The 13,218-nt window shown below is 60.0% G+C and carries 9 protein-coding genes; 8 read left to right on the top strand and 1 reads right to left on the bottom strand.

Annotation, left to right across the window (positions count from 1 at the left end):
- Positions 1–47: 47 nt before the first annotated feature.
- On the bottom strand, positions 48–917 hold the full coding sequence (locus J0663_RS03645) for a LysR family transcriptional regulator (RefSeq protein WP_207243103.1): 870 nt from the start codon (positions 915–917) through the stop codon (positions 48–50).
- A gap of 125 nt (positions 918–1,042) precedes the next feature.
- Here J0663_RS03645 and ampC point away from each other — a divergent pair, with 125 nt between their 5' ends.
- The 8 genes from ampC to J0663_RS03685 all read left to right on the top strand — a co-directional run bounded on the left by ampC (position 1,043) and on the right by J0663_RS03685 (position 12,924).
- A complete protein-coding gene (ampC, locus tag J0663_RS03650) occupies positions 1,043–2,197 on the top strand; it encodes a class C beta-lactamase (protein WP_207243104.1) in 1,155 nt (384 codons plus the stop codon).
- A gap of 372 nt (positions 2,198–2,569) precedes the next feature.
- Positions 2,570–3,550 (top strand): NAD-dependent epimerase/dehydratase family protein, encoded by a 981-nt coding sequence (locus J0663_RS03655; RefSeq protein ID WP_207243105.1) that lies wholly within the window; start codon positions 2,570–2,572, stop codon positions 3,548–3,550.
- A gap of 143 nt (positions 3,551–3,693) precedes the next feature.
- On the top strand, positions 3,694–4,872 hold the full coding sequence (locus J0663_RS03660) for a glycosyltransferase family 2 protein (protein WP_207243106.1): 1,179 nt from the start codon (positions 3,694–3,696) through the stop codon (positions 4,870–4,872).
- Positions 4,866–7,868, top strand: a complete 3,003-nt coding sequence (locus tag J0663_RS03665) for a trifunctional glycosyltransferase/class I SAM-dependent methyltransferase/polysaccharide deacetylase (RefSeq protein WP_207244415.1) — start codon at positions 4,866–4,868, stop codon at positions 7,866–7,868. Before J0663_RS03660 ends, J0663_RS03665 begins: the two co-directional genes overlap by 7 nt.
- Positions 7,869–7,875: 7 nt before the next feature.
- Positions 7,876–8,952 carry a glycosyltransferase family 2 protein gene (locus J0663_RS03670; RefSeq protein WP_207243107.1) on the top strand — a complete coding sequence of 359 codons (1,077 nt, stop codon included), beginning with the start codon at positions 7,876–7,878 and terminating at the stop codon, positions 8,950–8,952.
- Complete coding sequence (locus J0663_RS03675) at positions 8,945–10,705, top strand: ABC transporter ATP-binding protein (RefSeq protein ID WP_207243108.1); 1,761 nt, start codon at positions 8,945–8,947, stop codon at positions 10,703–10,705. Before J0663_RS03670 ends, J0663_RS03675 begins: the two co-directional genes overlap by 8 nt.
- Complete coding sequence (locus J0663_RS03680) at positions 10,702–11,817, top strand: glycosyltransferase family 2 protein (RefSeq protein WP_207243109.1); 1,116 nt, start codon at positions 10,702–10,704, stop codon at positions 11,815–11,817. The genes J0663_RS03675 and J0663_RS03680 overlap by 4 nt, the downstream gene beginning before the upstream one ends.
- A gap of 900 nt (positions 11,818–12,717) precedes the next feature.
- Entirely contained in the window at positions 12,718–12,924 is a 207-nt protein-coding gene (locus J0663_RS03685; protein ID WP_004676311.1) for a hypothetical protein, read from the top strand.
- The last annotated feature ends 294 nt before the right edge of the window (positions 12,925–13,218 follow it).

Genomic DNA, 13,218 nt, shown 5'->3' on the forward strand with positions numbered 1-13,218 from the left:
TTCATCGGAGCGCTCGTGCGAGCGGGCGCTCCGACCCACCACACCCGTTACAGGTTGGAAAACAACCAATCCGAAAAGGCGCGCATACCAGCTGTGACCTGCCGCGATTGCAGGCGCGTCAGCCAGTAGCTTCCGAGCGATATGGAAGTAGCAAAGGGCTGCACGATCGCGCCCGAAGCAAGGTGCCTCGAAAACATTGAAGGCGGCGCGAGCGCGATCCCCAATCCCTGGAGTGCAGCCTCCATCATGCCGACGGAAGAGTCGAAGACGATGCCGGCATTCACCTGCGCCGCCGGCGGAACGCCGGCCGCCCGAAACCACGTGCTCCACTCATCCGCGCGATAGCTGCGAAGAAGCCTCGCCCCGGCAAGGTCCGCCGGCGATTGTATGTCCTCCGCCAAATTGGGAACGCAGAGAGGCGAGAGAGGCGCGTCGAACAGGCGCTGCGCCTCCGTGCCGTGCCATGAGCCGCTGCCGAAACGGATGGCGAAATCCAGCCCCTCGGCCGCCGGATCGACGCGATTGTTGTTGGTGGAAACCCGCACATCAATGAAAGGATGCCGCCGCTGGAAATCCGAGAGCCGTGGCAAAAGCCAGCCAACGGCGAATGTGCCGACCACGCCCAGAAACAGCAATTCCCTGACCTGCCCTGCCTCGATCCTGTCGAGCGCCGTCGCCATCTGATCGAAAGAGCCGGTCACCGTCGGCAGCAGCGCCTCGCCTTCCGCCGTGATCTTCAAGCCGCGGGGAAGGCGCTGGAAGAGCGCCACCCCCAATCGCTTCTCCAGGCCCTTGACCTGCTGGCTGACGGCCGCCTGGGTCACGCAGAGTTCGATCGCGGCGCGGGTGAAGCTCAGATGCCTTGCCGAGGCTTCGAAGGCTCTGAGACCGTTCAACGGGAGGAATGGACGAACCATAGAAGCCCTAGAATTTCTTTTATCTCCCGCGAGATATCATCGTTTGTGATTGGAAAACAGCGCCTTTAAACGCCGTCTGCGTGCGCTTCGCGCACTCACGGGCCGCCCTTTGGAGAATGACTGATATGAAGAGTATTGGGATAAGAATTTTATCGGCCGCTTTGATCTCGGCCTGCGCGTCCACAAGCGGCTTTGCCGCCGACGAGGCGAAAGTGAGAGCGATCGCGGACGCCGCGATCAAGCCGGTCATGGACAAACACGCCATTCCGGGCATGGCCGTCGGCATAACCGTCGACGGCACGGAGCATGTCTTCACCTATGGCGTCGAATCGAAGCAGACGGGCAGGCCGGTGGGACCGACGACGCTCTTCGAGCTCGGGTCGATCAGCAAGACTTTCACGGTAACGCTTGCCTCCTATGCGCAAGAAACGGGCGCGCTTTCGCTGTCGGGCAAGGTCAGCCACTATCTGCCGGCGATGAAGGGAAAGCCGTTCGGCGAAGTCACGCTCGCTGATCTTGCCACCCACACGGCGGGCGGCTTTCCGCTGCAGCTGCCCGATGACATCAGAAGCGAAAAGCAACTGCTTGACTATTTCGCAGCCTGGGAACCATCCTATGCCGAGGGGACGCAGAGAAGCTACGCCAATCCGAGCATCGGCATGCTCGGCTATATCACGGCGAAAGCCATGGGCGGCGATTTTGCCGCCTTGGCGGAAGGCCGCCTGTTTCCCGCTCTCGGACTGCAGAACACCTATATCAATCTGCCTCAGTCGCGGATGACGGATTATGCCCAGGGCTATAAGCGCACCGGCGAGCCGGCCCGCCTGACTGCGGCCCTGCTTTCCTCCGAAGCCTATGGCGTGAGATCGACGGCCGGCGACATGATCCGCTTCGTCGGCGCCAATTTGGGCCTCGTCAAGCTCGACGAAACACTACAGCAGGCCATCCGCAATACGCATGTCGGATATTTCGGCGTCGGAGCGATGACTCAGGGTCTGATCTGGGAGCAATATGCCTATCCCGCCGCGCCGGCGAACTTGCTTGAGGGCAATTCGCCAGCGATGCTGAAGACCCTTCCGGTCTCCGAACTGCGCCCGCCAATGACACCGCGCGACGACGTCTGGATCAATAAGACCGGCTCGACCAACGGCTTCGGCGCCTATGTCGCTTTCATTCCCAAGCAGCGCCTCGGCATCGTCATCCTGGCCAATAAAAATTATCCCAACGAGGATCGCGTCGCCGCCGCCTACCAGATTCTGACCGCGCTGTCGGCCGACTGAGCGGCAATGGGCGCAGTCGGCGTGACGCACGCCGGAGCGGGCTGTTTACGCGTCGGGCTTTGAAGCGGGCCGAAGGCACGCTCTGAATCAATGAGCTCATCTCGAGTCAGACTTTAGCCCGATGCGCGACTTCGCCCTTATGATAGAGAACCTTTAGTGGCTGACGGACACGCCGCAGTCGAGCCGGCTGCAGCCTATGTCCGAGAACCCGCAACTACACCCCGGACGGGGATCCATACTACCGTGAGTAATAGGAATTAATAATTAAGATTAACGCGCGAGTATTTCTTAGAAATAATCTAAGGAATTGCCAGCCATAATAGGGAATGCTAATAAACAATTACCTAACTTGAAGTCACCAGGGGCATACAAATGAAAACTGTATTGATTTCGGGCGGAGCTGGTTTCATCGGATCGCATCTGTGCGACCGACTTCTGCTCAGGACGGACGTTCAGAAACTTGTCGTTGTCGATAACCTTTGGACCGGACTTTTCGAGAATATCGAGCACATCAAGGACCCTCGTTTCCACTTCGTGAAATCGGATGTCGAAACGCTGCAGACCTCCGAACAATTCGACGAAATCTACCATCTTGCCTCTCCCGCATCGCCGCCCTGGTATATGAAGGAGCCGAAGCGGACGATTTCCGCCAACCTTCTCGGGGCAATGCGGCTTCTCGACCTCCTGAAGAAGGGCGGCCGTTTCGGCTTTACCTCTTCCTCCGAAGTCTATGGCGACCCGCTGGTCTCGCCGCAGCCGGAATCCTACAAGGGCCAGGTCGACTGTACTGGGCCGCGCTCGTCTTACGATGAGAGCAAGCGGTGCACGGAATCGCTCCTGTTCGAGATGCAGCGCACCCAGGGGCTTGACGTCAAGGTCGTCCGGCCCTTCAACATTTACGGCCCCCGCACCCGCCCCGACGATGGACGCGCGGTTTCCAACTTCGTCACCCAGGCGCTGTCGGGCCGCCCGATCACCGTGTTCGGCGACGGTCTGCAGTCCCGCAGCTGGGGTTACGTCGACGATATCGTCGACGGCTTCGCCCGCTATTTCTGGATTAACCAAACCGACTATAAGGGGCCTCTCAACGTCGGCAACGATCGCGAGATCTCGGTTCTCGAGGTCGCGCAATATGTGTCCCGCCTCGTCGGCGGCGTGCCGATCGTCTTCGAGCCGTCACCCCCGCAGGATCCCACCAACCGGCGGCCGGACCTGAGCAATGCGAATTACGTCATGCCCGACTGGTCGTGCAAGATCAGCTACGAACAGGGTGTGGCCATGACGCTCGACTGGTTTAAGGAGAAAATGAAGGCCGACAAGCAATCATCGCGGCTGCTCACCGCGCGTCGTTGATGCGGGCTGCCTGGAGCCTCGTCGCGTCCTTTCGGACGCGAAAGCTGCTCCGGTTTTCCGAATTGACGCATCGTGCTTTCCGAAGATCGATCTCGATCTAGGCTCGATGCGCACGGCTCAACGGTACGATCGAGAGTGTGTTGATGCGAGTACCAATTCCGTCCGATCTCAAAGACATAAATTTTCCCGTACCAATTCACTATCTCGATTTCCCCTCGGCTGGTGTCGATGCCGTTTCGCCCGCCCTCTCCGAGGGGCTTGTGGTCTTTCTGTCGGATGGCCTTCCCGTCGGACAGGCTTACGTGGAAGGACCCGAGAGGGCAGCCGTGCTGGTCGAGCGTGTCGTTCGGCGCGACACGCTCGACCATGCCCGCCGCGTGGCTGAAACCCCGCTCGGCAATCGCGACGTCAGCATTTTGATCTGCACCAAGGACCGGCCGGAGGAACTGCGCCGCTGCCTGGCCTCGATTCCGGAACAATCGCTTCGTCCGGTCGAAATCATCGTGGTGGACAACGCCTCCGCCGGGGATGCGACGCGTCGCGTTGTCGAGGAAGCGGGCGCAACCTACGTCCGGGAGGACCGGGTCGGGCTGGATTATGCCCGCAATGCCGCCATCCGTGCGGCGAAAACCGAATTCGTTGCCTTCACCGACGATGACGTGGTTCTCCATGAGCGATGGCTGGAGAACCTGATGAAGGCGTTCGATCAGCCGGAGATCGCCTGCGTGACCGGCTTGATCCTTCCCGGCGAACTTGCAACGCCGGCGCAGTTCATCTTCGAAAAACATTGGGGCTTCGGCAGAGGTTATCTCCGGCAGGACTTCGACCACCATTTCTATAACAGCCACGCGCGTTACGGGGCGCCGGTCTGGACCATCGGCGCTGGCGCCAGCCAGGCCTTCCGCCGCAAGGTCTTCGACGAGATCGGCCTGTTCGACGTCCGCCTGGACATGGGCGCTGCGGGCTGTTCGGGCGATTCCGAATATTGGAACCGGCTCCTCCATCACGGCCATGTCTGCCGCTACGAGCCCACCGCCGTCTCCTGGCACTTCCATCGCAAGGATATGAAGGGGCTGGCCAAACAGATCCACCAATATATGAGCGGCCATATCGCGGCGCTGCTCGTCCAGTATCAGAACACCGGAAACGGCGGCAACCTCCGGCGCATCCTCATCTCCTTCCCGAAATATTTTGCCGGACGGCTACGCAAACGCCTGCGCAAGGGTGTGTCGTCGCACGACGTCTTCCTGAAGCAGGAAATACTTGGATGCGTCAGTGGCGCGCTCTACGTTCTGCGCCGATGGAAGATGCCCGCATGGTGAGCGCCGCGACGCCGGATATTTCCTTCCTCATCCCTGCCTACAATGCGGAGGCCACACTTGCCGAATGTCTTGCCAGCCTGCAGCGGCAGACGCTTTCGAACTGGCAGGCGGTCGTCGTCGACGATGGTTCGAGCGACCGCACTTGGGACGTTCTGCAAGGCATCGCCGCAACCGACGCCCGCATTCTGCCCGTTCATCAGGCAAATGCCGGTGCGGCGGCGGCGCGAAACCATGCCGCGCGTCTGGCGGCCGCCCCCCTGCTCTCCATGCTGGACGCCGACGATTGGCTGGATGCAAGCTTCATCGAATCCATGCTGCCGGTGGCGGAGGATGGATCTCAGCCGATCATCGCCTTTTGCGCCTACCGCCGGGTCGCCCCGGACGGGCGCATGATGCCGGTGGAACAGGCGCCGATGCTGGCGGGCGATGCTGCCAAGCGCGAGTTCTCCTCCTTTTGTGCGCTCGCCATCCACACGGTCGTCTTTCCCAAGAGCCTGTTCGAACGTATGGGCGGCATGGACGAGAGCTTGCAGACCGGCGAGGAATGGGACCTCTGGCTGCGCATGGCCTTTGCGGGCGCCGAGTTTCGCCGTGTCGACAAATGCCTCGCCTTTTATCGCATGAAAGCGGGCTCGCTGTCCGGCGATCCATTCAAGCTGGTGCGTGACGCCGTCCGAGTCACGACGAAGGCCGAGGCTCTGCGTCTGCAGCATGGCTTGGACGTTGAGGGGCCTGAGACCGGCTGGATGACGCCCGGCCTCAGCCAGCTGCGCATGCTCGCCTGGGCAGTCTCGGCAAGGCTCAGCCCGGCAACCGAGATCGCAGCTCTTGCCGCGCTCGTGCCGGTCATGCCGGATGCGGCGGGCCATGAGAACTTTCTTGTCGCGGTGATCATGCACGGCCTGCGGACGGGATTATTGACCGAGCGGGGCGACGAGCTGATCGACGCGCTCGACAAATGGCAAGCGCCCTTTCTGTCGCTCATCGATCAGATCCAGCAGCATTCTTTCCCCGGCACCGGGCGGAAGATCATCGAGATCGCCTGTTGGCAGCTCTCGGCCGCCAACCCTTTGCGATCCTTTACGCTCGGCAATTTCCAGGTGGTCAGCGTCGACCTCGGCGCGCTATCGAGAATCCCCAAGACCGAACGAGCCGACTCGCTGATCATGCATGCCTTTTCCGGCGGACTGCAGGTTGGAACCTTAGTCGGGCCATTCTGGGGCGATCTGTCGATCCGGGCGCAAATCAGGCTGATCATGCAGGAGATGCAGGCGACAGAGCATCTGCCGACGCCGGCAACCCTTGCCTATGCCCGCTCCTGGACAACCGAGGCCCTGCGAGGCTACCGGGGCTTTGGCGGCCTCATCATCAGGCGCGGCCGCCGGCGAGGACGTCTGAAAAAGCTGATGGGGCGTATCGCCGGCAATGCTCTGCTTGCCACAACGCCGGGCGACCAACAGGACAACGACGCCCGGCTGTCCGGCATCCTGCGGGATCTCGAAGGTCGTCTAAGCCCGCGGCTTGCCAAACCCTCCGGCGCGGGGCCGGAGAAGGGAGCAGAAACGACCACCCCTAAGTCCGAACAAGAGTATTGGGAACAGATATTTGAGCATCCGGACCCCTGGAACTACGTTTCGGTCTATGAGCAGGTCAAATATGAGCAGACATTGAACCTGATCCCGCAGGGGATCGAAAAGGCCCTGGAACTTGCCTGCGCCGAAGGGATCTTCACCGAGAAGCTGGCGAAAAAAGTCGGCCGGTTGACGGCGACGGACATTTCCCAGCGAGCGATCGACAGGGCGACCGAGCGGTGCCGCGGTCATGACAATGTCGAGCTGCGTGTTCTCGACTTCGTCAGGAGCGATTTGCCGCCCGAGCAAGATCTCGTCGTCTGCTCCGAAGTCCTCTATTACATGAAGGATGAGCAGATGCTGGCTGCCGTCTGCCGGAAGATGGCGGCGGCGGTGAAGCCGGGCGGCTGTTTGATTACAGCCCATGCGCATCTCCGCCGGGACGAGCCTCGCCGGACGGGCTTCGATTGGGGCCATCCTTTCGGGGTGGAGACGATCAGGCAGGTCCTCGCGGCCCAACCTGGGCTCGCCCTGGAAGAGACTGTTGATACCGAGCTTTACGCCATCCACCGGTTCAGGAAGGGCGCCGTGACCGATACCGTGCTGCGGGTCGAGCCGCATGGAACGCCAATGGATGTCGATGTGGCAAAACATATCATCCGCGGACCGGAAGGCGTCGCGCGCGAGACCGCCTGGGAAACCGAGACCACGACCTCGATCCCGATTTTGATGTATCATCGGATCGCAGACGAAGGCCCCGCCGCGCTCCGACGCTTCCGCACGCCGCCGGAGATTTTCCGCAAGCAGATGCAGTTCCTGCGCCGACAGGGCTATTACGCCGTGACGACACCGACCTTGGTCGATCTTTTGCGCAGCGGCAGGCCGATACAGGGTCGGCCCGTGATGCTGACCTTCGACGACGCCTATCTGGATTTTCGAACGAGCGCTTTCCCGATCCTGGCCGAGAATGATTTGAGTGCCGACGTGTTCGTCGTCACCGATAAAGTGGGCGGCCGCTCGGATTGGGATTCGGCCCATGGTGAAGCGGCGGCGCTGATGTCGTGGCCGGATATTCACGACTTGCACCAGCAAGGCATCAGCTTCGGCTCCCATCTCGCCTCCCACGCACCGGCAAGCGCGATGGAAAACGATGCCTTGCTCGTCGAGGCTACGCTGTCGCGCAACGCGCTGGAGAGCCGGCTGGGCGGCCGAGTCCAATCTATCGCGCTGCCCTATGGTGCCACCGACTTCAGGGTGCCGGGCATTCTGGCGCTTGCCGGCTACGCGATCGGCTTCACCACACGACCGGCAACAGCCACCATCGACGATAATGTCTTCAGCTTGCCGCGCCTCGAAGTCCGCGGCGACCGGCCGCTTGAAGCCTTCCCCGAACTGATGGGTATGCCGGGAGCCTTTATCGGATGACGACGCCATGACTGCTACTGCGTCCCCTTTGGTCACTGTCGTCATCCCGGCTTACAATGCCGAGAAGACGCTTGTCGAAACATTGAGAAGCGTTTCTGACCAGTCCTACGACAAGCTTGAAATCCTGGTGGTCGACGACGGATCGCGGGATCGCACCTTCGATCTTGCGCGCGACTATGGCCTGAGCGACGCCCGTGTCCGTGTTCTCACCCAGCACAATGGCGGCGTTGCGCGGGCGCGCAACCACGGCGTCAGGGAGGCGCGCGGCCTCTACATAGCTCCTGTCGATGCCGATGATGTGTGGCACCCCAGCAAGATCGAGCGCCAGCTCGAGGCGGTGCTGAAATTCCCCGGCGGAAACGGAGTTGCCTATAACTGGTACGCAGCGATCGACGAAAACGGCATCATTTTCGGCCATTCACGCCCGGTCATGCATCAGGGAAACATCTTCGAACCGCTGCTGAGGGAAAACTTCATCGGCAATGGCAGCACGCCGCTGATGCCGCGGGCGGAGATCCTTCGCTGCGGCGGCTACGACGCCGGCCTGCGTGACAGCGGCGCCGAGGGCTGCGAGGATCTCAAGCTTTATCTGGCGCTTGCCGAGACGCTGCCCTTCGCTTTGATCCCTGATTTCCTAACCGGCTATCGGTTCACCAGGGGAAACATGTCCAGCAATGCCCATAGGATGCTGAAATCCTACGCCCTGGTGATGGCGCCGATCGCCGGCCGCTACCCGCATCTCGCGCGCGATATAGAGGCATCACAGTTCAACACGGCCTGCTGGTATTTCAAGAAGGCATTTCACGACGACGACTATGCCCAGCTCAAAAAGCTGGCGCCGATGATGGCGAGAAAATACCCTTCGCGGCTGATCGTCCATGGACTACGACAGGGCTGGCGCCAGGTGAAACGCCAGGGCATCAAGATCGCAAAGCGCGTCCTGGGCAAGCCACCACGCAGCCCCAAAGCTCGCTTCACCGCGGCCATTCCGCAAGCCGGAACGGCTTTTAGCGATCGCTTCGGGGGCCTGTCGGCCAGGGCAGCGACCGGCCCGAACTCAGCACGGGTGGCCGAGAATGAATAGGTTTCGAAAGCCCTCTTCCGCCAAGCCGGCCACCGCCTACAATTTGATCGTGGCAGCGCGGTACCGCGAGCTTCTGCAGCTCGTGCCGGCGCTGCGGCTGAAGATGACGGTGATGATCATCCTCGGCATTCTCACCGGATTCTCGGAGATGGTCGGCATTACCTTTCTGGTGAGTCTCGTCTTTCTTCTCGGGCAGCCGGGGCCGGTTTCCGGCTCTGCCGTTGCAGGGCTTCCGGCTTTCTTCGGCGGCATCGACCTCAGTCTTTCGAAGCCGACGCTGATCGGCATCCTCATCGCCTCCATTCTCCTGCGGATTCTTCTGGGATGCGCCAATTCGCTGATATCAAGCGCGGTCAACCATAAGATCAGCGATCGCATGCGCGACCGCCTCTACGCCAAGGTCCTGACCATGCCCTTCCAGCGCTTTCAGGATTATGAGCGCAGCGATCTCATCAATGTGATCGCCACCGAAGCCTATGCGGTATCCTCGGCGCATGCGAGCCTCGTGCGTCTGGGTGTCAACTTCGGGACAATTGTCATCTTCGGCGTCGGCATGCTTGTCATGGCCTGGCCGATCGCCCTTCTCGGCCTCGCCTTCGGCTTCATCCATAATTTCGCATTGGGTCTCTTCGCCGGCGCCTACCGCCGTCTCGGCGCTTCGGCGCTGGCTGCCGTGGAAGCGTTGACGCAGCTGAGCTGGACAACGCTACAGACGTTGAAGGCCGTCAAAAGCTTCGGTCTCGAGGAGCGCCACCAGCAGCTCTTCGAGACACTTTCCAGCGAAGTCGGTCGGACCTGGCGCCGGTCGGACTGGATGGGGGCAGCGACCTCGTTGCTAAGCGAAATCCTGACCTTCGGAGTCATCCTGACGATCATTCTGTCTTCGGAATTCCTGCCGGTGGATTTCAAGGCAGCGCTCTCGGCCACCATCCTTCTTTACAGGCTTCAGCCGCATATCAAGGGGTTCGACTCCCAGATTCTGCGCCTCTACGAGATGGAAGCATCCGTGCAGAACGTCCTGGCGCTGCTGTCGGAAAAGGATGACGTCAAGCAGGCCTCACAAGGGGCGCCGGTCACTCGCCTGGCGGAAGCCATCGTCTTCCACGATGTTTCGTTTACCTATGAGCACGCGACCGCGCCGGCGGTTCACAACCTCAACTTCTCGATCAAAGCGGGCGAAACAACGGCTCTGACCGGACCGAGCGGCTCCGGCAAAACGACAATTCTGAACATGATACTCGACCTCAATCGACCGACGCGAGGTGCGATCACGATCGACGGCCGGGACCTGGAAACCGTTGACCGGTCCAGCTGGCTGCAACTGCTCTCGGTCTCGGGCCAGGACGTCGAGCTGATGGAAGGCACGGTCTTCGACAACATCCGCTTCCGTCGCGATATCTCCGAGCAGGACGTCCGTTGGGCCGCCGATGTGGCCTGCGCCACGGAATTCATCGAAAATCTGCCGGAAGGCTTCGACGAATGGCTGGGCGACGAGGCGGTGCGACTTTCAGGCGGACAGCGGCAACGCATCGGCCTGGCGCGCGCGCTCGCCGGCAAACCTCAAATTCTGCTGTTGGACGAGGCCACGAGCGCGCTGGATGAAGATACCGAGATGCGGGTGTTCTCGGCGATAAGGGAAGATGCCGACAGAACACTGATCGTGGTCAGCCACCGGCCCGCGGTCGCCCGGCTGATGAGGAACCAGATCGATCTTCGCCCGCCAATGCTCGCCTCCACATCGAAGCTCGGGTGACAACGATGGAGATGTCGCCCATGTCAGGAATTCCGGTGGCGGTCGTGATCCCCGCTTACAATGCCGGAGACTTCGTTGCCCAGACGCTTCAGTCCGTCATCGATCAGACCCACAAGGCGCTGGAGATCATTGTCGTCGATGACGGCTCGACGGACGAGACGGCGTCCATCTGTCGCCGCTTCGCCGCGGCCGATCCGAGGATCCAGATTCTGTCGACGGAAAACCGCGGCGTCGCGGCAGCGCGCAATACCGGGATCGAAGCATCGAAGGCCGACTATATCGCCTTCCTGGACGCGGACGACCTGTGGCATCCCACTTATGTCGAAAGAATGCTGTCAGCGCTCCATCCCCTGCCCGCCAGCTGGGGAGCGGTATACGCCCTTCACCGTTTCGTCGATTCCGAGGGATATTGCACGAAGTCCGGCTCGTCGATCAACGCCCGGGAATCCATTCTCATTCGCCATCTCGTCTTCCGCTTCGTCGGTAATGGCAGCGGCTTCATGGTGCGCCGCGCCGTGATAGACAAGATCGGCGGTTACGATCCGAGCTATGCCAATCGGGGAATCGGAGGATGCGAAGACTTCGATTTCGAACTGCGCACCGCCGAGCATTTCAAGATCGAGGCGGTGCCGCTCGGGCTGGTGGGCTATCGCGTCCATTCCGCCGCCATGTCTGCCGACAGATCCCGAATGGCGCGATCGCTTCTGGCCGTGAATGAGCAATGTGTCGCCCGCAATCCGCAGCTTCCCGCTTTCGTTGTCAGCTGCGCCCGCGCCTCGGCTCACCTTTATGCATTCTCAAAATTTGCAGCTTTGAAAGATTGGGACAGCGCCGCTGCCTCGCTCAAGCAAATCTATCATCATAGCCCGCTGCTTGCTGCCGGCGTCGTAACCAAACTGATGCTTTCAAAAGCCTTCAGAGGCGCAAACAGAGCGTGGTCAAGGGCCCGCCCGATCAGGCAACAAAAGCAAAAGAAACTCAAGAAATTCGAGGAGATAAACCCGCTTATGCCGCTGGTCGGCGGATGGTCAGTTTTCCGCACGAAGGCGTTGTTCAGGCGCTTGTCGAAGATCGACCGGTGTGACGGGGACACCGCGACTGCGAAAAGATAAGAATCTCGGCAACGCGGAAAAACGAAGACTGCCCTGGAAGACCGAATTTTCCACTCCCATGGGCATTTACCTCACTGTTCTTCAGTACAAATTGAACACAGAGGGGAAATATTAATACGAATAATACGATTAAATTGTGGAAAAAATATAATATCCAGCCAATAGCGCGTGACAATATCTGCTTTTACTGTAAATATGACTTCGTACTGTACACGTAATTTCACCAGAGGACCCGCCACCACCCCGGCGGGTCCTCAACTTTACCAGGCACAGTTGCCGCAGAGGCGACAGCTATGATCACTGCATCACATTATAATTCTGCGTCGCACGACAATATTGCTTGTTGAAGACGAGTTTGGCGACAGAACCTTATTACCGGGAAGCAACAACCAGGACGCCTCGGTCGACGTTGGTCTGCCTTCTCGGCAGCGCCATAACCGGACAGCCACGATCAAGAGGCTGCCACAACCAACGACCGGCAACCCTTGAACGGACAGGCATCGAAGCCTGGTAAGGCAATTCGATATCAACGAGTGATGATGAAGCAGACGGATGAAACCTCAATAGGCCACCAAATCAAGGGATTATGCCCATTCATCGCGCCGCCGATCAGACCGTAGAAGGACCGGTCATCGCGCGCGCAAGAGAGTCCGAGACCCTCCAAGCGAAGGCCCACAGCGTAGCGATACCCAACCTCCTCGAGTGACCCCACGAGACGAAATAATCAAGCCGCTTGCGCGAATGACGCGGTTTCAATTCAAAACGCCGGCATGTTCTCAAACGACCAAACCTGTGTCGAAATGGTCGCACCTCGTCATCGAATTAACCGTTCATAAAGCATTTGCTTGCTCAACTTATAATTTGTGTCATGGTCACTGGAAGTAGTGAGGAGCCGCTCTGATGAGTGATATGGCATCGCAGATTCCGGAATTTGGTTATGATGAACGCGTGATGATCTGCCGCAAACAGATCGAGAAGGCGGTTTATCAGTTCATTGCAAACACGAAGGTCGAGGGGTGCGATCCGGCGGAAGTCGCAATGGCCATCGCGGACATTGCCGACGACTACATTTTACTCCTGGCCCAGAAGCGCAATTTGACCCATTGAGACCATCGATCGGCCGATCGTCGGGCGACCGCTAAAACCGATATCGCCGCCGCCTCCCTGCCCGGAGACAACGTCAACCAAACCTCTTACCGTTCGTTTGAAGCTAGCTTTGTGCTATCGAATGAGCTCTGATTAAGCGGCGATCGTCCAGCCCGCGACAAGCCGAGACTTCTCCTAACCCACAATTAAGATGGATTGTCGACAGGAAGGCCTGCAGGGCACTCGTTTCGGCCCGACAGCCCGTTGCCGTGCACCGACCGGCCCCCGTTCGTCTGCGGCCCTCCCATAGGCGCG

The organism is Rhizobium lentis (assembly GCF_017352135.1).
GTDB classification, from domain to species: domain Bacteria; phylum Pseudomonadota; class Alphaproteobacteria; order Rhizobiales; family Rhizobiaceae; genus Rhizobium; species Rhizobium lentis.